Annotated in this window: 16 protein-coding genes; 10 read left to right on the top strand and 6 right to left on the bottom strand. The window is 71.6% G+C overall.

Annotated features, from left to right (window positions below):
* The first annotated feature begins 4 nt into the window (after positions 1–4).
* Positions 5–2,407 (top strand): cation-translocating P-type ATPase, encoded by a 2,403-nt coding sequence (locus AB0E78_RS14970; protein WP_361832151.1) that lies wholly within the window; start codon positions 5–7, stop codon positions 2,405–2,407.
* A gap of 18 nt (positions 2,408–2,425) precedes the next feature.
* Here AB0E78_RS14970 and AB0E78_RS14965 read toward each other — a convergent pair whose 3' ends face one another.
* The 4 genes from AB0E78_RS14965 to AB0E78_RS14950 form a co-directional block, all read right to left on the bottom strand.
* Positions 2,426–3,262, bottom strand: coding sequence for a calcium-binding protein (locus AB0E78_RS14965; protein ID WP_361832149.1), 837 nt, complete (start codon positions 3,260–3,262; stop codon positions 2,426–2,428).
* A 317-nt stretch (positions 3,263–3,579) separates the two neighbouring features.
* The gene (locus AB0E78_RS14960) at positions 3,580–6,717 is read right to left on the bottom strand and encodes a molecular chaperone Hsp90 (RefSeq protein ID WP_361832147.1); all 3,138 of its coding nucleotides are present in this window, start codon (positions 6,715–6,717) and stop codon (positions 3,580–3,582) included.
* Between the two features lie 114 nt (positions 6,718–6,831).
* Positions 6,832–7,962 (bottom strand): hypothetical protein, encoded by a 1,131-nt coding sequence (locus AB0E78_RS14955; protein ID WP_361832145.1) that lies wholly within the window; start codon positions 7,960–7,962, stop codon positions 6,832–6,834.
* Between the two features lie 570 nt (positions 7,963–8,532).
* On the bottom strand, positions 8,533–9,471 hold the full coding sequence (locus AB0E78_RS14950) for a DUF3027 domain-containing protein (protein ID WP_361832143.1): 939 nt from the start codon (positions 9,469–9,471) through the stop codon (positions 8,533–8,535).
* A 323-nt stretch (positions 9,472–9,794) separates the two neighbouring features.
* On the opposite strand from AB0E78_RS14950, the gene AB0E78_RS14945 reads away from it, so the two are divergent.
* From AB0E78_RS14945 to AB0E78_RS14930, 4 genes are all read left to right on the top strand, one after another.
* Complete coding sequence (locus AB0E78_RS14945) at positions 9,795–11,210, top strand: MFS transporter (protein WP_361832141.1); 1,416 nt, start codon at positions 9,795–9,797, stop codon at positions 11,208–11,210.
* A gap of 78 nt (positions 11,211–11,288) precedes the next feature.
* Complete coding sequence (locus tag AB0E78_RS14940) at positions 11,289–11,798, top strand: DUF2771 domain-containing protein (protein WP_361832139.1); 510 nt, start codon at positions 11,289–11,291, stop codon at positions 11,796–11,798.
* 7 nt (positions 11,799–11,805) lie between these two features.
* Positions 11,806–12,471, top strand: coding sequence for a futalosine hydrolase (locus AB0E78_RS14935; protein WP_361832137.1), 666 nt, complete (start codon positions 11,806–11,808; stop codon positions 12,469–12,471).
* Positions 12,464–13,351, top strand: a complete 888-nt coding sequence (locus AB0E78_RS14930; RefSeq protein WP_361832135.1) for a 1,4-dihydroxy-6-naphthoate synthase — start codon at positions 12,464–12,466, stop codon at positions 13,349–13,351. The genes AB0E78_RS14935 and AB0E78_RS14930 overlap by 8 nt, the downstream gene beginning before the upstream one ends.
* A gap of 4 nt (positions 13,352–13,355) precedes the next feature.
* On the opposite strand, the gene AB0E78_RS14925 is transcribed toward AB0E78_RS14930, so the two are convergent.
* On the bottom strand, positions 13,356–13,739 hold the full coding sequence (locus AB0E78_RS14925; protein WP_361832133.1) for a cold-shock protein: 384 nt from the start codon (positions 13,737–13,739) through the stop codon (positions 13,356–13,358).
* 171 nt (positions 13,740–13,910) lie between these two features.
* Between AB0E78_RS14925 and AB0E78_RS14920 the strand changes: the two genes are divergently transcribed.
* The gene (locus tag AB0E78_RS14920; RefSeq protein WP_361832131.1) at positions 13,911–14,162 is read left to right on the top strand and encodes a hypothetical protein; all 252 of its coding nucleotides are present in this window, start codon (positions 13,911–13,913) and stop codon (positions 14,160–14,162) included.
* Here AB0E78_RS14920 and AB0E78_RS14915 read toward each other — a convergent pair.
* A complete protein-coding gene (locus AB0E78_RS14915; protein ID WP_361832129.1) occupies positions 14,155–14,784 on the bottom strand; it encodes an HAD hydrolase-like protein in 630 nt (209 codons plus the stop codon). The genes AB0E78_RS14920 and AB0E78_RS14915 overlap by 8 nt on opposite strands.
* 124 nt (positions 14,785–14,908) lie before the next feature.
* Here AB0E78_RS14915 and AB0E78_RS14910 point away from each other — a divergent pair, with 124 nt between their 5' ends.
* From AB0E78_RS14910 to AB0E78_RS14895, 4 genes are read left to right on the top strand one after another with little or no spacing between them, the layout of a single operon-like run.
* Positions 14,909–15,907, top strand: a complete 999-nt coding sequence (locus AB0E78_RS14910; RefSeq protein WP_361832127.1) for an iron ABC transporter permease — start codon at positions 14,909–14,911, stop codon at positions 15,905–15,907.
* Positions 15,904–16,995 carry an iron ABC transporter permease gene (locus tag AB0E78_RS14905; protein ID WP_361832125.1) on the top strand — a complete coding sequence of 364 codons (1,092 nt, stop codon included), beginning with the start codon at positions 15,904–15,906 and terminating at the stop codon, positions 16,993–16,995. The genes AB0E78_RS14910 and AB0E78_RS14905 overlap by 4 nt, the downstream gene beginning before the upstream one ends.
* A complete protein-coding gene (locus AB0E78_RS14900; RefSeq protein ID WP_361832123.1) occupies positions 16,992–17,834 on the top strand; it encodes an ABC transporter ATP-binding protein in 843 nt (280 codons plus the stop codon). Before AB0E78_RS14905 ends, AB0E78_RS14900 begins: the two co-directional genes overlap by 4 nt.
* Positions 17,831–18,808, top strand: a complete 978-nt coding sequence (locus tag AB0E78_RS14895) for an iron-siderophore ABC transporter substrate-binding protein (RefSeq protein WP_361832121.1) — start codon at positions 17,831–17,833, stop codon at positions 18,806–18,808. The genes AB0E78_RS14900 and AB0E78_RS14895 overlap by 4 nt, the downstream gene beginning before the upstream one ends.
* Position 18,809 lies beyond the last annotated feature (1 nt).

Genomic DNA, 18,809 nt, shown 5'->3' with positions numbered 1-18,809 from the left:
TGCCATGACGCATATCGACGCGGGCGCCGAGCTCGATCCGGTCCACCCGGCGGCACCACCCGCCGGACGCGCGACGGGTCTGACGGCCGCCGAGGTCGCCGAGCGGGTCGCACGCGGCGAGGTCAACGACGTACCCCTCCGCAGTTCCCGGTCCACCACCGAGATCGTCCGGGCGAACGTCTTCACCCGCTTCAACGCCATCATCGGCGTGCTCTGGGTGATCATGCTCTTCGTCGCGCCGATCCAGGACTCCCTCTTCGGCTTCGTCATCATCGCCAACACGGGCATCGGCATCATCCAGGAGCTGCGCGCCAAGAAGACCCTGGACGGACTCGCGGTCATCGGCGAGGCCAAACCCACCGTGCGGCGCGACGGCAGGGCCGCCGAGATCTCCACCTCCGAGATCGTCCTCGGCGACCTCGTGGAGCTCGGCCCCGGCGACAAGATCGTCGTGGACGGCGAGGCCGTCGAGACCGAGAGCCTTGAGGTCGACGAGTCGCTCCTGACCGGTGAGGCCGACCCGGTCATCAAGAAGCCCGGCGACCGGATGATGTCGGGCTCCTTCGTGGTCGCGGGCGGCGGCGCGTTCACCGCGACGAAGGTCGGCCGCGAGGCGTACGCGGCACAGCTCGCCGAGGAGGCGAGCCGCTTCACGCTCGTCCACTCCGAGCTGCGCAACGGCATCTCCACGATCCTCAAGTACGTGACGTGGCTGATGATCCCGACCTCGATCGGCCTCGTCATCAGCCAGCTCGTCGTCAAGGACGACAACTTCAAGGAGTCCATCGCCTACACCGTGGGCGGCATCGTCCCCATGATCCCGGAGGGGCTCGTGCTCCTCACGTCGGTCGCCTTCGCGATCGGCGTGATCCGGCTCGGCCGCCAGCAGTGCCTCGTCCAGGAACTCCCCGCGATCGAGGGCCTGGCCCGCGTCGACACGGTCTGCCTGGACAAGACCGGCACCCTCACCGAGGGCGGCATGGACGTCACCGAGCTGCGTCCGCTCGGCGGCACGGACGAGGCGTACGTACGCAAGGTCCTCGGCGCCCTGGGCGAGTCCGACCCGCGGCCGAACGCGTCGCTCCAGGCGATCATCGACTCCTACCCCGACAGCGAGGAGTGGCGCTGCACGGAGTCGCTGCCCTTCTCCTCGGCCCGCAAGTACAGCGGCGCCTCCTTCAGCGAGGGCGACGGCGACAACTCGACGTGGCTGCTGGGCGCCCCGGACGTGCTCCTTCCCGACGGCGACCCGTCCCTCACGGAGATCGAGGACCTCAACCAGCAAGGCCTGCGCGTCCTGCTGCTGACCCGCGCCGCCGGTGAACTGGATGACCCGGACGTGGCCGCCGGGGCCGAGGCCACCGCCCTGGTCGTCCTGGAGCAGCGGCTGCGCCCGGACGCCGCCGACACCCTGCGGTACTTCGAGGAGCAGGACGTCAGCGCCAAGGTCATCTCCGGCGACAACGCGGTCTCGGTGGGCGCGGTGGCGGGGAAGCTGGGCCTGCCGGGCGCGGAGAACACCGTGGACGCGCGCAAGCTGCCCGCCGACCAGGGCGAGATGGCCGAGGCCCTGGACGCCAACTCCGTCTTCGGCCGGGTCACCCCGCAGCAGAAGCGCGACATGGTGGGCGCCCTGCAGTCACGCGGACACACGGTCGCGATGACGGGCGACGGCGTGAACGACGTCCTCGCCCTGAAGGACGCCGACATCGGCGTCTCGATGGGCTCGGGCTCGGAGGCGACGCGGGCCGTCGCCCAGATCGTGCTCCTGAACAACAGCTTCGCGACGCTGCCCTCGGTGGTCGCGGAGGGCCGCCGGGTCATCGGCAACATCACGCGGGTCGCGACGCTGTTCCTGGTGAAGACGGTCTACTCGGTGGTCATCGCACTCCTTGTGGTCTGCTCACAGGTGGAGTACTTGTTCCTGCCGAGGCACCTCACACTGCTCTCGACCCTGACGATCGGCGTCCCGGCGTTCTTCCTCGCGCTGGCGCCCAACAAGGAGCGGGCGAAGCCCCACTTCGTACGAAGGGTCATGCGGTACGCGATCCCGGGCGGCGTCGTCGCGGGCATCGCGACCTTCTGCACATACCTCCTGGCGCGGCACCATTACGCGGGCGCGGGAGCGCGGGAAGCCGAGACCAGCGCGGCCACGCTGGCGCTGTTCCTGATCGCCATGTGGGTCCTCGCGATCATCGCCCGCCCCTACACGTGGTGGCGGGTCGGGCTGATCGGCGCGATGGGTCTCGGCTTCCTGCTGGTGCTGACCGTGCCGTGGCTCCAGGACTTCTTCCAGCTGAAGCTGGTGGGCACGACGATGCCGTGGGCGGCGGTCGCGATCGCGGCGGTGGCCTCACTGGTCATCGAGGTCATCTACCGCTGGGTGGACCGCCGCTTCCCGGCGTAGCCGGCTACTGCTCGCGTACTAGTTGACGTCGACGAAGTCGCTGGTCGAGGTCACGGCCGGGGTGGTGGAGGTACCGGCGAAGACGTAGCGGAAGTAGCCGTCCGCGGAGGCCTTCACGGTCGTCTTCAGGTTGCCCTTGGAGTCGGACGTGATGGTCTTGAGGGTGGAGTAGGAAGCCGCACCCTTCTTCTTGTACTGGAGCTTCACGGGCTGCTGGGTGTAGCCCGCGTACTTCGAGGTGTCCCAGTTGGCGCGGGTCAGGGCGCCGGTGACCGTGAGGGTCTTGCCCTTCTTGATGGGCTCGGGGGAGGCGTTGGTGGTGAGGCGGGCGTAGCGCTGGACGTTGGCGTCCGACTTGTACGCCTCGTTCGTGGCCGAGTCCTCGTCGTTCGCGCCCGCGACGGCGTAGACCTTCCAGCCCGACCCGGCCAGGCCGTTGTAGAGGTCCGTCTTCGGGTCGGCGACGACGGTGACGGTGCAGGTCGAGGTGGTGGCGTTGACGACCGTGCACTTGCCGTCGAAGTCGTCCGGCGCCAGAACGCCGTCCGCGGTGTCGACGCTGCCGCCGTGGTAGAGGAAGGCGCTGCCGGCCGCTATGCCCTCCGGGTCGGTGGCGGTGACGGCCACACTGAACGTCACCTTGTTGGTGGTACCGACCACGATGTCCTTGCCGCCGTTGACGGTGACCTTCGTGATCTCGGTGTCGCCCTCGTTCGCACCCGGCACGGCCTGCTCGGCCTTCGCGGCGAGACGGGGGGTGGACGACGGGCCGTCGGCGGCCTGGGCGGCCGGCACGACGAGTGCGGACAGGGCCAGGGTGCCGGTCAGTGCGGCCACGGTGGCACGAATGCGCATGTGTTTCCCCAGTTGGGAAGGGGGCTCCGCGGTGCATTGGGGGCTGTCACGCGGGTCCCGGTGATCTAGGAGTCTGTTGACTCGCAAGATCAGACTCACGACCTGGGCGCCTGGTTGTACGCCAAGTGAAGATTTCGTGACCGGTTCCTGGCGTACGAGATCACGCCCGGCTGCCGGGCGGACCCCAAAGGGGCGCGAGGAACGGCGCGCCCAGCCCCCACACACCCGCAGACGAGACAACTCAGGCGGGATGCGGGCCCGGAAGGGGCGCGGGGAACTGCGCGGCCGACCCCCACGCACCCGCACCCGCACCCGCCTCAGTCGAACCAGCGGTCCCGCTCAAGCTCATCCGTCCGCGAAGGATCCTCAAGCAGCGCCGCCACCTCGAACCGCCGCGGCCACTGCCCCGCCGCCCAGGCGAGACCCGCGGCGACGCCCTCAAGCGTGGCGGCGTGCACGGTGCCGTCCGGCGTCCTGCGCCAGTCCAGCTCGACGTCCCCGGCGAACAACTCCTCGTACTCGGTGTACGTCCGAGGAGTCGCGGGCCCGAGCAGGATCCGCACCGCTTCCGGCACCGGATGCACCTCGCCCTCACCCGCGGGCTCCACGGCCGCCGTCTCGCTCAGCCTGCGCACCTGGAGCAGCTCGGCCAGGTCCCCCGCCCTGCGGGGCTCCACCGGCAGCAGCGCCACTCCTCCGGCCAGCGGCAGCAGGTCGGGTGCGTCGGCGACGACCGCGTCCGCCACGTCGACCACCACGACCTCACCGTCCACGACGGCCCGCACCTCGTCCGGCAGCGTCACCTGATCCGGGTCCAGATCGGCCAGAGCCCCGTACAACGCGTGCAGTTGGGCCGCCGAAACGGTCCTCCCCGGGTCCGCGAGCCGGTCGAGCAGCTCGGCCGCGCCACCCGGCTCCGACAGCAGGGCGGCAACGGACGTGCGGACGCCGAGCGCGCGAAGCACCTGCTCGTCGTCGAACCCCGATGCGTCGGCGGCGTCGTACAGCCCTTCGAGCAACGGGTCGCCGCCCGAGGCCCGGAGACCGGCCGGACGCCGACCGCCGAGCACCGGATTCCCGCGCAGCCACCACGCCGTGTACGACCGGACGCTCTCCGTCGTGCCGTCCGGCAGCAGGATCCGCAGCGGCTGCGTCAGCGCGTCCCGCAGCGGCGGGCGCGAGAGCATGGCCAGGGCCTGCGGCCAGCAGTCCTCGTCGACCAGGTCAAGATCCCGTACGGCGATGATCTCGGTCGCGACGGGCGGCACCGGAGTCTCGGGCAGCCGGTCGAGCACGTCCTCGCACCACACGTCGACGGCGTCCAGCAGACCCGCGTCGTCGGGCTCCGCGAAGTCACCCTCGCGCGGCTCCAGTTCATCGGGGTCGAGTACGACATCCGTGGCGCGGACCAGGGCGAACGTGGCGAGGACACCGCACGCGGCCAGCGGCTGCTCGCCCCAGCGCTCGGCCAGCTCGGCGTCCACCGTGGCGAGTTCGTCCTCGCGCATGACCTGCGCGAAGGGGCTGCCGGGATAGACGAGTTCACCGGCCGGAGCGAGGTCGCCGTCCTCGTCGTCGGGGAGGGCGAGCGCACCGAGCCAGGGCTCGTCGCCGGGCGCGAGGTTCGCGTCGCGGACGAGCGCGAGCACGATGTCCGCGAGCTCCTCGGCGTCGAGCGCGTCCTCGTCCCACGTGTCGTCGTCGAGGGACGCGGCGACGGCGGCACGGACCTGCGGGGTCGTCAGGACGGCGCGGGGCGTGGCGGGCAGGGCGCCGAGCTTCTCCAGGAGGGGATGCACGGCGTCGGGGTGGGCGACCTTCAGGCCGAGGCGTACGAGGGCCGCCGGATCGCTGTCGTCGCCGGTGACGGGCAGGAGCACCTGACGGGGCCCGATGGTGGTGCGTCCGTCGGCGAGCGGGACAGGGAGCCCGGTCAGGCGGTCGGGATCGACACCGGCAAGGGCGTCGTAGAGCCGCCGCCACCAGCTCGCCTCCCGCTCAAGGCCCGCGAGCCGGTCGATCGCCTCGGTCAGCGGCACGCGGGCGACACCGAGGGTGCGCAGCTCGGCACGCCGTTCGAGACCGGCGGGCAGCAGGCTCGGCAGGACATCGGCGAGCACGCGTACGGTGTCGGCGCTCGCGCCCTCCACGACCTCCGCGTCACGCGGACGCAGCGCGACGGGGGCCTCCCACTCGGGTACGTCGGGGTCCTCTTGGGGGACGGCCTCCACCGCGGGCGGCAGGAAGGCGGTGCGGGGCAGCCGGTCGAGGATGGCCTGGCGCAGCGCGCCGTCGAGCTCGCTCTTGCCGAGCGGACCGGGGACGAGGCTGATGATGCCTTCGCCGACGGGCCGCCAGTCGGCGAGGAGTTCGGCGTACGCGTCGGCCGCGCGCTGCACGAGGAAGTCGGTGAGGGGCCCGGGCGCCGCGTGCCGCCGGGTCGTGTCGAGCGGGAACGAGGCGATGAGCAGGGCGGGCACGCCGAGCGGCTCGTCACTCGGGGTGGGCGCGTGCAGGACGGGAGCACTACGGGGAGCTTGCGGGGCACCCTCCCCGTCCGTGGGGACGGCCCAGGTGACGGACCAGTGGGGCCGCAGCCGCTCCTCGACGGGCCGGTCGGCGAGGAGGTCCCGCTCCAGGGAGCCCTGCCGGCTGACGGTGCGCCAGCGGGTGGCGCCGTCACGGCTGTCCTCGATGTCCACGTACCCGGGTTCGGCCGTACGGCGGAGGGTGCGGACCGGGCTGTCGCCGACCTGGACGAGCACCTCCTCCACCCCCGGAAGGGCAAGAAGCAGAGCGTCATCGATGTCACCGAGCAGCCGCAGGACGAGGTCCTCGGCGGCGGCGTCGCGCAGGGGCAGGATGACGACGGTGTCGTACCCCTCCGGGGCGGTCCCTTCGGCGGCGAAGGGGAGCCGCAGCAGCGGCACGTGTCCGTCGCGCCGCCGGACCTCGTCCCCGAGGCCCGGGCTGAACCGGGCGGTGTCGGCGGCGAGTTCACGGGCCTCGCTCAGGGACCAGCGGACCCCGCCGGTACGCCCCACGACGGCGGGCTCGTCCGAGACGGCGAGCACGGCGGCGAAGCCGACGCCGAAGCGGCCGACGGCGCCGTTGTTCTGCTCCTCGCGCTTGGCGGAGGCGCGGAGGGTGGAGAGGGATTCGACGCCGGTGGCGTCGAGGGGGGCGCCGTTGTTGGCGGCGGCGAGTACGCCGTCCCGGAGGGTGAGGGAGAGCCGCCCGGGGGCGCCGGCGCGGGCGGCGGCATCCGCGGCGTTCTGCGCGAGCTCGACGATCAATCGATCCCGGTAGCCGCCGAGGGCGAGGTCCTCCTCGGCGTTGGCGTCCTCCCGGAACCGGGCCGGGCTGGCCGCCCAGGCATCGAGGACACCCCGCCTGAGCCGTGCCGTGCCGAACGGGTCAGTACCCTCGGCCGCCGGCCGCACGGTCTTGCTCACGGTGTCGTCTCCCTCGCTTGGTTCGCGGGGCGAACGGTATCGCGTCCCGCGGCTCCCTCCGACGGCCGGTGGGCGCGCGACTGGCCGGGGGCGTCTGCCGCCGGGAGACTTTCGCTAGGACCGCGTGGCCCTCCCGCACTCGTCCTCGGAGGGATCGTCCCGCCCGACCGGCACGCTGCGGTCGTACGGGTCCATCTCCGTGCCGGTCGCGTCCGCCCGGCGGTCCGTGCCGAAGGGCGGGGTGAGGTAGCCGGTGGGGGCGCCGCAGCCGCCGTTGGTCATGTCGAATGTGTTCGAGACGATCGAGAACGTGCCCGGCTCGGTGATCACCTTTCCGGGATCGTCCCAGCTCATGACCAGCTCGCGCCGGACGATGGTGCGCACGATCTCGTCGTCGCCATCTGCGTCCGCGCGGGTGGCCGGGTAGACGTAGGTGACGTCGGCGGTCACCTGGAGGGCGCCGCGCTTGCCCTCCCGGTAGGTGAGCAGGCCCCGGGTCTTCACGATGTCGCCGACCAGGTGGGTGCGGGAGGGCCGGAAGCGGCTGAAGAGGAGGAGGGGGTCGTTCTTCTCGCTCGGGCTCCGGAAAGCGGTCTTCAGGATGCTCTGGACGTCTTCCTGGTGGGGGTTGATCAGGGCGATCGCCTTCTCGGGGCGCTCGCCCCGCAGCACCCTCCGGTCCAGGCTGGACGCGACGAGAAAGTCCCGGCTGCGGTCGAGGGCGCGCTCGACCTCGGCCTCGCTCATCCAGCCGACGGCCCTGGCCTTCGGCACGGTGATCCCGGCCGCTCCGTTCGCCCATCCGGCGGCCGGTGAACCACGGAACGGTTCGTCCTTGGTGGGGCGTTGGGCGGCTTCCGAAGGGGGCGGCTCGGTGGGGCGGGCGGTTTCGGCGGCTGCCGAGGGGGAGTCGGGGTCGTCACCGGAGAACAGGTCCACGACCCGCCCGGGGGCGAGGGCAACGGCCAACAGGCCCAGCGAGGCCAGCAGCCCGAAGACGTACCAACCGGTGCGGCGCTTGGCCTGCTTGGGCTGCTTGGGCTGCTTGGGCTGCGCAGGCGTGTAGCTGCGCCAGCCTTCCGTCCGGCCGCGGCCGGACTCCGCGCGCAGCCGCTCTGTCACTTCGCGGGCGCGTGCCGAGGGTTCCTTGGGCGCGTCGGGGGTGCCTGCCGCCGACTCGCGCAGGAACCGTTCCCACTCCTCGTCGGACGTGGACGAACCATCCGGCTCCGTACCCGCCGCCATTCCCCAACCCCCTTGCACTAAGCCGACAGCGTCCCTCTCCCCAGAGGCGCGTCCGCATAATGCCACAGGGCACTGCCAGCCAGCCCGAACGCTACGGACGCCTCACCTCGCCTCCGCCCTGCCTCCCGCGTCACGCACTCCCGCAGGGACCTCTCCCACCCACCCACCCGATTGCCCCGCAGCACGGACGCTTACGTAGGGACAGCTATGCGCGGTGCAGCTCTTGCCCACCCGATGCGGGGCAAACGGGCGGGCAGGCGGGAAAAACCTGCAGGGCAGCAATCCGGGGGGAAACAGAAGAGGCCGCCCCCGACACCACGGGGCAATCGGGTGGGCGGGCGGGAAAAATCCGCGCGAAGCGCGGGCCTGAGACCACCCAGCCGCAGACAGACGACAGACGCACGCCCACGACAGCACCCCCACACCCCAGGGCAATCGGGTGGGTGGGTGGGAAAAATCCGCGCGGAGCGCGGGCTAGGAGAGACCATCCAGCCGCAGCCGCAGGCCGACCCCGGCCCCTGGCCCCCGGCGGCGCCCCCGGTGGAAATCCCGCGCGGAGCGCGGGGGAAGTCAGGAGTGCCCCAGATCCTCCGCCGCACCCTCCAACGGCACCGACCCGGAGTCCCGCGCGGGCCGCAGCGGGAGGACGTCGACGCGGGTTTCGTCGAGGACGGGCGCGGCGGGCCGCGACGGTTTGGGCATCACGGCAGCCTCGGAGTGCCCCCCACAGCCGTACGCGAGGGACACCACATGCCCGTCCGCAGGACCGAACTCATTCGCGCACACCCCGAACGCCTGCCCGAGCGATCCGCCGATCGGGGCAAGGAAGCCACAGCTGACGCAGGACGCGGGCGCGGCCTGCGCCATCGCCGTCTTCGCGCCGTGCGACTCCTCCCAGCGGTCGGCCGCGGCATGCAGGCCGTAGCGGGAGAGGACCCGCGCCCGGCGCATGCCGAGCTCGTCCGCGAGCGCGGCGATGGAGCCACGCGCGGGCACCGCCGGCAGCTCGGCGGGCGAGCCCGCCGTCACTTCCACGTCCTCGGCCTCGACCAGCTCCGCCATCTGCTCCGAGAACACGGAGTTCGGCGGCGGCTCCTCCTCGCCCGAGTAACCGGGCTCCAGACGCAGATCCTCCGCGTCCGTGGGGAGCAGGTCCCCCGGGCCCATGTCGCCCGGCCGGAGCCGCTCGCTCCACGGCACCCACTCGGGGGCGAGCAGCGCGTCGGGACCCGGCAGCAGCACCGTCTCGTCGAGCGTGACCACCTTCCCGCGGGAGGCGCGGGCGACCGTCACGGCCCAGCGCCAGCCCCGGTAGCCGAAGTCCTTGCACTCGAACAGGTGCGTGACCACGCGGTCGCCCTCGACCACGACATCGACGTGCTCGCCGACCACACCGGGCGCGGCGGCATCCTCGGCCGCGTCACGGGCCAGTCCCACCGCCTCGGCGCACAGGCGGTCGGGAGTACGCGGGGTACGCGGGGTACGGCTTCGCGTTGTCGCTGCGCTCACAGGTATCGCTTCTCCATTACGCCGTCTCACGAGTGCGCCACCCATACGCGGGAGTGCGGACGGAGCGGACCAAAGGGCCGCGTCGACGTCCGCGCCCTGACGTCCTCGGGCGCACCTACGTCATCCATTCTGCGGGATGACCGAGAGGCGCGCGGCCAAGAACAACCGCCGCAGGCGCGCTACGCACGCTACCTTCTCCCGGCGCCTGGGCCTACACCGGCGTGCGGCAGCCCTCCTCCGCCGGTCGGAGCGTTTCGCCGCTTCGCGGCGTTTCTCCCACCCACTCACCCGTACATCGCGCCTTTAGGGGGCACTATGACGAGGTGGCAGCCGCAAGGTCGTCGTCCCGGGGAACAGGCGGGCGGGGCCCGGTGCTGAGCCGGGCCGCCCGTCGGGTCGGCCGCGCCCTGCACCTGCCGTTCACCGGCACGGCCCGCGGCATCCGCAAGGCCACACACGCGCACGGCGCGGGCGAGTCGGGGCTCGGCAAGCTCATCGAACTGCACGCCGTGAACGGCGCGGGCGACGTCATGATCACCATCGCGCTCGCCTCGACCGTCTTCTTTTCCGTGCCGACGGACGAGGCCCGCGGCCGTGTCGCCCTCTATCTCGCCATCACCATGGCGCCCTTCACCCTCCTCGCCCCCGTCATCGGCCCCCTCCTGGACCGCCTCCCGCACGGCCGCCGCTATGCGATGGCCGCGGCGATGCTGGCCCGCGCCCTCCTCGCCCTGCTCCTTTCCGAAGCGGTGATCACGGGGAGCCTGGAGCTCTATCCCGCCGCGCTCGGCGTCCTGGTCGCGTCCAAGGCGTACGGGGTCGTCCGCAGCGCCGTGGTGCCCCGGCTGCTGCCCAAGGGGTTCTCCCTGGTCAAGGCCAACTCCAGAGTCACGCTCGGCGGACTGCTCGCCACCGGGATCGCGGCCCCGATCGGCGCGGGGCTGCAGGCCCTTGGACCACGCTGGCCGCTCTACGGCGCCTTCGTGATCTTCGTCGTCGGGATGCTCCTCTCCCTCTCGCTGCCGCCCAAGGTCGACTCGGCGAAGGGCGAGCACAAGGCGCTGCTCTCGTCCGACGAGGAGCATCTGCATCTGCACGCGCGCACCGAGGCCGCGACGGACACGTCCAAGAAGCGGCGCCTGGGGCTGCGTACGGTCGGGCCCGCCGTCACGCACGCCCTCACCGCCAACGCCGCGCTGCGCTGTCTCTCCGGCTTCCTCATCTTCTTCCTCGCCTTCCTGCTGCGCGAGGAACCGCTCGGCGGCCAGAGCGCCGCGGTGTCCCTGGGAATAGTGGGTGTCGCCGCCGGAGCGGGCAACGCGCTGGGCACAGCCGTCGGCGCGGGTCTGAGATCGCGGGCGCCGGAGGTCATCATCGTGACCGCCGTCGCCGTCGTCCTCGGCGTGGCGATCACCGCGGCGGTGTTCTTCGGGGCGGTGGGCGTCGCCTGCCTCGGCGCGGTGGCGGGCTTCGCGCAGGCCATGTCGAAGCTGTCCCTGGACGCGCTGATCCAGCGGGACGTGCCGGAAGAGGTGCGGACCTCCGCCTTCGCCCGCTCGGAGACCATCCTTCAGGTGGCGTGGGTGGTGGGCGGCGGAATCGGCATGGCCCTGCCGCTGAACGGGTCACTGGGGTTCTCGGTGGCCTCGGCGATCGTGGCCGTCGGCTGGCTGTCGACCGTGCGGGGCCTGCTCTCCGCGGCCCGGCACGGCGGGCAGCGCCGCCATCGGGTGGCGTGAGCCCGACAAATCAACGGGTGCGGCACGCCGCGACCCCCACGTGGCGGGACGGCACGGGGCGCCCGATAGCCTTCGCCCATGACCTCCCTGCTCCGCGGCGGAGCCGCACACGTTCACAGCTCGGCGCGCCGTCGCCGTTCCGTGGCCGCCATTGGCGCTGTCTCCGCCGGACTCCTCGTCCTGTCGGCCTGCGACAAGCCGACGCCCCTCGCCACCGTCACGGTCGGCAGCGACTCGGTGAACACCGAGGCCTCCTGCTACAACGACGGCAAGGAGCTCAAGGAGTCCCAGATCCAGAGCTGCCTCAAGGAAACCGACGTCAAGTCCATCAAGGTCGACCCCGACGAGAAGGTCCGCTTCGGCGTCGACCCCGAGGTCGCCGAGAAGGGCTGGACGCTCCTGATGAACGGTCAGGCGCTCACCGAGGCCAGCAAGAAGACGTACGTCGTCATCCCCGGCAGCGTCTTCTTCAACCAGCAGTACGGCGGCGGCAAGAACTCCACCACCGTCAGCCTGCTCGAAGGCGGCAAGGGCACCTCGGCCAAGGCGACCGGCCTGTGGTCGTTCAAGCTCAAGAAGGACTCCTGACCCTCCCTTGGAGTCCTCTCCCCGCGTACTGGTAGCCACCGCCGTCCCGGCCGAACGGGACGCGGTGGCCGACCGGCTGCCCCCGTACGCCGACGCGGTGGCCGTCGGTGTCGGACCCGCCGCCGCCGCGGCGCACACGGCGGCCGCCCTCGCGCGCGCCCCGTACGACCTGGTGGTCTCCGCCGGGATCGGTGGCGGCTTCCTGCCCGACGCGCCCATCGGCTCCCTCGTGTTCGCCGACGAGATCACCGTGGCCGATCTGGGCGCCGAGACGCCCGACGGTTTCCTGCCGGTCACCGAACTCGGGTTCGGTGCCGTCACCCACCGGCCCCCGGGTTCCCTCGTACGGGATCTGGCCGCCGTCTGCGAAGGCACCTCCGCCACCGTCCTCACCGGCACCGTCCTGACCGTCTCCACCGTGACCGGCACCGCCGAGCGCGCCGCCGAGCTCCGGCGCCGCCATCCGCGGGCCCTCGCGGAGGCGATGGAGGGATTCGGGGTGGCCGAGGCGGCCGCCACGTACGCACTGCCCGTCCTGGAGATACGCGCGGTCTCCAACGCCGTCGGACCGCGCGACCGCGCCGCCTGGCGGATCGGCGAGGCGCTGGGCGCGCTGGGGGACGCGTTCGGGAAATTCGCGCCCGTACTGGAGAGTTGGAAACGGCATGACTGAGACGCCCGCAACGCCCGCGCAGGACGCGCACCCCAGCCCGACCTCGCTGCAGATCGCCTACTCGCCCTGCCCGAACGACACGTTCGTCTTCGACGCCTGGGCCCATGGCCGGGTGCCCGGCGCGCCCGCGCTCGATGTCACGTTCGCCGACATCGACATCACCAACGGCATGGCGGAGCGCGGCGAGTTCGACATCCTGAAGGTGTCGTACGCCGTCCTGCCCTACGTCCTTGACGAGTACGCGCTGCTGCCGTGCGGCGGTGCGCTCGGCCGTGGCTGCGGGCCGCTGGTGCTCACCCGGGAGGCCGGAGCCGACCTGACGGGGAAGACCGTCGCGGTGCCGAGCGAGAAGTCGACGGCGTACCTGCTGTTCCGGCTCTGGGCCGCGGACACCCTGGCCGACGGCGTCGGCGAGATCGTCGTGCTGCCCTTCGACCAGATCATGCCCGCGGTGCGGGACGGCAAGGTCGACGCGGGGCTCGTCATCCACGAGGCGCGCTTCACCTATCAGAACTACGGGCTCAACTGCCTTGCCGACATGGGCGAGCACTGGGAGCGGACGACGGGTCTGCCGATCCCGCTGGGCGCGATCATCGCCAAGCGGAGCCTCGGCACGGAGCGCCTGGAGCAGCTCGCGGACGCCGTCCGTACGTCGGTGCGGATGGCCTGGGACGACCCCGAGGCCTCGCGGCCCTACGTGCAGGAGCACGCGCAGGAGATGGACCCGGCCGTCGCCGACCAGCACATCGGCCTGTACGTGAACGAGTTCACGGCCGATCTGGGCGAGAACGGCCATGCCGCGATCCGCGGACTGCTGACGCGGGCCGCGGCGGAGGGGCTCGTACCGCCCCTTCCGCCGGGTGCGCTCGACTTCGGCTGAGGCTCTACACGTCCAGTTGGTCCGCCACCGCACGGAGCAGGCCGGCGATCTTCGCGCCCGACGCCTTGTCGGGGTAGCGCCCCTTCTCCAGCATCGGTGTGATGTTCTCGAGCAGCGTCGTCAAGTCCTGGACGATCGACGCCAGTTCGTCGGGCTTGCGCCGCTGCGCGGCGGCAACGGACGGCGTCGGGTCGAGGATCGTCACCGACAGGGCCTGGTCACCGCGCTGACCGGCGACGACGCCGAACTCGACGCGCTGGCCGGGCTTGAGTGTGTCGACACTGTCGGGCAGTACGGAGGAGTGCACGAAGACGTCGCCGCCGTCATCGCGGGAGAGGAAGCCGAAGCCCTTCTCGCTGTTGAACCACTTGACCTTGCCGGTAGGCACCTGAAGTCCTCGTCCTCGTACTTGTCGTCGTACGCGTCTATGCCGCGGAAAACGGCTCTGGATAGCACTACAGCGGGTCGCCCGACCCGCCGCCACCAAGACTATGGGTCCGGGGGCCGGTGACAAGACGTCCCCGGATTCTTCCTTCGCGCTGGGAACTACCCTGGTCGGGTGCGTGACAAAACCCCAGCGAATTCCGCCGGACCGGGCGATGGCCTGGTCCGGACCGGAGCAATCATCTTCTTCGTCGGAGCCGTGGCCACTCTGGTCACGGTGGCCCCGCTGTTCCTCGGCACCGACCCGTTCCCGTCCATCGCGTACGCGGTGTGCATGCTGATGGGCGTCGGGTTCCTCGTCGCCGTGGCGGGAGTGCTGCGCGGTATCGCCGTTCAGCGCCGCCAGGCCAGGTCGGCGACTACTTAGCGGCGGCGCCCTCGACGTACGCGGCGAGCCAGGCGGGGAACTCCGTCAGGTCGGGGAGCACGGCATCCGCTCCCGCCGCGCGCAGTTCCGCTGCGTCGCACGGCCCGGTGGCCACCGCCACGGAGAGCGCGCCCGCCGTACGCGCGCCGCGTACATCACCGGTGTGGTCCCCGACGTACACCGCCGCGTCGTGCTCGCTCAGTGCCTCCGCCTTCGCCTCGGCCCACAGCCAGCCGATCACCGCGTCCGCCTCGATGCCGAGGTGCGCCAGGTGGAGCTTCGCGTTCGGCTCATGCTTGGCGGTCACCACGATCGCCCGGCCGCCGTGGGAGCGCACGGCGGCGACCGCCTCGCGGGCCCCGGCCATCGCGAGCGTGGGGGCGATGGCGTATGTGGGATAGATCTCACGGTAGCGGTCGCCCATCTCCTGGATCCGCTCCTCGGGGAACCAGTTGCGCAGCTCGTCCTCGAGCGGCGGGCCGAGCCGGGTGATGGCGAGGTCGGCGTCTATGTACGTGCCGGTCTCGGCGGACAGGGCCAGGTAGGCCTCCCTGATGCCGGGCCGGGAGTCGATCAGAGTCATGTCGAGGTCGAAGCCGACTGTCGGAGCGCGTGAGGTCATGAGGCCATTGTGCCGAGGCCCGACGGCCCGGAACGGGGCCGAAGGGCCCGCCCTTAGACTTAGCCAAGCCTTACCTCTGACGCACTTCCCCGTCTTTTCGATTCCTCCGAAACGAGCTCAGCCGATGCGTGTGCCAGCCAGACGCGCTGTCGCGATGACGGCGGCCGTCCTGGCCCTGCTGCTCGCGGTCCTGCTCAGTCTCTCCGTCGGCGCCCGCGCGATCGCGCCGTCCGCCGTCATCGACGCCCTGCTGCACGGCGGGCACAGCGACGCCGCCGAAGTCGTCCGCGAGATGCGGGTACCGCGCACGCTCATCGGCCTGATGGTCGGCGCCGCGCTCGCCTTGGCCGGCACGGTCCTGCAGGGCATCACCCGCAACCCCATCGCCGACCCCGGCATCCTCGGCGTCAGCCAGGGCGCGTCGGTGGGCGTGGTCATGGCGATCGCGTTCGCGGGCGTCCACACGCTGACCGGATACGTCTGGTACGCCTTCGTCGGCGCGGGCCTCGCGTCCGTCGCGGTGTACGCGATCGCCGCGAGCGGACGGGGCGGTGCGACCCCCGTGAAGCTCGCCCTCGGCGGCGCCGCGATCAACGCGCTCCTGGTCTCCCTGACCACCGCGGTCCTCACCACCAAGGCTTCGGCCCTGGACGAGTTCCGCTTCTGGCAGGTGGGCTCGCTCTCCGGGCGCGACGCGGAGATCGTCGGGCAGATCTGGCCGTTCCTCCTTGTGGGGCTGGTTCTTGTGCTGTCCGTGGCCCGCGGCCTCGATGCGCTCGCCCTGGGCGAGGACGTGGCCAAGGGCCTCGGGCAGAAGGTCGCCACCGTACGGATCGTCGGCGGTCTCGGGGCGACCGTGCTCACCGGTGCGGGGGTGGCAGCGGCCGGGCCCATCGCGTTCATCGGGCTCGCGGTCCCGCACATCGCCCGCGCGATCGTGGGCAGCGGGCATCGCTGGGTGCTGCCCATGGCCGCCGTCATCGGGCCCGTGATGCTGCTCGTCTCCGACACCGTGGGGCGCGTGGTCTTTCCGCCGAGCGAGGTGCCTGCCGGGGTGATGACCGCGCTCATCGGGGTGCCGTTCCTGGTGACGCTGGTGCGTCGGAAGGCGGTCGCGGCATGAGCGCCCAGCCGATCGCTGCGGGGCGCATACGCCCCGCCGGGTACTCCGTCCTCCGGGTCCGCAGGGCCGCGTTCCTGGTGCACCGCAGGGCAGCCGTGGTCGCCGTACTCCTCGCGCTGCTCCTGGCGGCGAGCTGCCTCGCGTACCTCTGCGTAGGCGAGTCGTTCGTCGCACCCGGTGAGGTCCTGAAGGTCCTGACGGGGCAGCCCTCCCCCGACGAGCTGGTCGTGGGAACGCTGCGCGAACCCCGCATGGTCGTCGGCCTCCTCGTCGGCGCCGCCTTCGGAGTCGCGGGCGGGCTCATCCAGACCGTCGCCCGCAACCCCCTGGCCAGCCCCGACATCATCGGCATCAGCCAGGGCGCGAGCGCCCTGACGGTGGGGGCGATGGCCCTCGGGGTCACCTCGGCGACCGTCCTGCCCTACCTCTCCGTGATCGGCGGCGTCGCGGCCGCCGCCCTCGTGTACGTCTTCGCCTGGCGCGGCGGCCTGCACGCGACCCGCTTCGTGCTCATCGGCATCGGCTTCGCGATCGCCCTGCGGTCCGTGACCACGCTGTTCATGACCAAGGGCGACTACCTCGTCGCCCAGCAGGCGCAGATCTGGATGACGGGCTCCCTCAACGGCCGCGGCTGGACGGAGGCGGCGCCGCTGGGATGGACCCTCCTCGCCCTGCTGCCGTTCGTGTTCTGGGCCGCCCGCGCCCAGCGCTCGGTGACCATGGACGACGACACGGCGACCGCGCTCGGGGTGCGCCTGGGGCACGTACGCCTCGGTCTCGTGCTGCTCGGCGTGGTCCTCGCCTCCGTGGCGACCGGCGCCGCCGGGCCCGTCGACTTCGTGGCGCTGCTCGCCCCGCAGATCGCCCGCCGCCTGACCCGCACCGCGCAGATCCCGCTGTTCTGCTCGGCGCTGCTCGGCGCGCTGATCATGGTCCTGGCCGACCTGCTCGCCCGGCGTCTCTTCTCGCCCACCGAGCTGCCGGTCGGCGTCCTCACGGCGGCCGTCGGAGCCCCGTACCTGATCTGGCTCATCGTCCGAAGTCACAGCTCCCGCAGCCGTTCCGTCCGCAATGGAGGCACCTCGTGACCGCCGCCCGCCTCAGCGCCCGCGAGCTGACCCTCGCCTACGAGGACCGCGAGGTCGTGCACGAGCTCGACCTCGCGGTGCCCGACGGCAAGGTCACGGTCATCGTCGGCCCCAACGCGTGCGGGAAGTCGACCACCCTGCGCGCGCTCGGCCGCCTCCTGAAGCCCAGGAGCGGCGCGGTCCTGCTCGACGGCGAAGCGCTCGCCAAACTCCCCACCAAGAAGATCGCCCAGCAGATCGGACTGCTCCCGCAGACGCCCGTCGCACCCGAGGCGATCACCGTCGCCGACCTGGTCGCGCGCGGCCGTCAGCCGCATCAGCACTGGTGGCAGCAGTGGTCCGAGGAGGACGAGAGGGCGGTGCGGGAGGCGATGGAACGCACCGACGTCGCCACGCTCGCCGAGCGCTCCGTGGACGAGCTGTCGGGCGGTCAGCGCCAGCGGGTGTGGATCGCGATGGCGCTCGCGCAGGAGACCGAGCTGCTGCTCCTGGACGAGCCGACGACGTATCTCGACATCGCGCACCAGGTCGAGGTGCTGGACCTGGTGCGCCAACTGAACCACGACCGCGGCCGGACGGTGGTCGTCGTGCTGCACGACCTCAACCAGGCCGCTCGGTACGCCGATCACCTCGTCGCCATGAGGACGGGCCGGATCGTCGCCGAGGGCGCGCCCGCCGACGTCGTCACCGAGGATCTGGTCCGCGATGTGTTCGGTCTGGAGTGTGTGGTGGTACCGGACCCGGTGACGGGCTCGCCCCTGGTCGTCCCCGGGGCTCCGTGGGCCGCGGATGCGCGCCCGCAGCCCTCGTCCGACCGAGAGGTGACCCCCAAGCCATGACCACCAGGATCAATGGGTCCGCAAGGACCGGCTTCACTGCCCTCGCCCTGAGCGGCGCGCTCGCGCTCTCGCTCTCGGCCTGCGGATCGTCGGACTCCGATGATCCGCGGGCCGGTTCGGGCAGCACGCACGTCATCAAGACCGCGATGGGAGACGTGAAGGTCCCGGTGGCCCCCAAGCGTGTCGTGGTCCTCGACACGGCCGAGCTGGACTCCGCGATCACGCTGGGCGTGCAGCCGGTCGGCGCCACGCACGTCGAGGCGGCGTCGGGCTTCCCGGGCTATCTGCCCAAGGACGAGGTCAGCGGCATCAAGGACGTCGGCGAGATGCTGAACCCGAACATGGAGGCCATCGCGGCCCTCAAGCCGGACGTCATCCTCACCAGCAAGATCCGGCACGGGGCGAAGTACGAGCAGCTCAAGCGGATCGCGCCGACCGTGATGACGGAGAACACGGGCTACCCCTGGAAGGAGAACTTCCGGATCCACGCGGACGCGCTGGGCAAGAAGGCGGAGGCGAAGAAGGCCGTCTCCGCGTACGACGCACACGCCGAGCAGGTGACCACCGCGGTCGGCGGCCCGGCGAAGGCCAAGGCGACGGAGGTCAACGTCGTGCGGTTCGTGGAGGGCGCGGACATCCGCGTCTACGGCGAGAAGACGTACATCGCCACGCTCCTCAAGGACGTGGGTCTGGGCCGCCCCGCGATCGCCGCCAAGGCCAAGGACGGCTTCTCGTACGACGTGTCGCCCGAGAAGATCGACCTCGCCGACGCGGATGTCATCTTCCGCGCCACGTACGGCGATCCGAAGAAATCGAAGCAGACGCAGACCGTCGGCAGCAGCCTGTGGAAGAGCATGGACGCGGTGAAGAAGGGCAATGTCCACACCGTCGACGACGAACTGTGGATCCAGGGCATCGGGTACACGGCGGCGAACAGGATCCTGGACGAGATGCAGAAGGCGCTGACGCGCTAAC

The sequence above is a fragment of the Streptomyces sp. NPDC032198 genome, from assembly GCF_040636975.1.
Taxonomy (GTDB): domain Bacteria; phylum Actinomycetota; class Actinomycetes; order Streptomycetales; family Streptomycetaceae; genus Streptomyces.
Note: the sequence above shows the minus strand (reverse complement) of the source record. Positions and strands in the feature narration are given on the sequence as shown.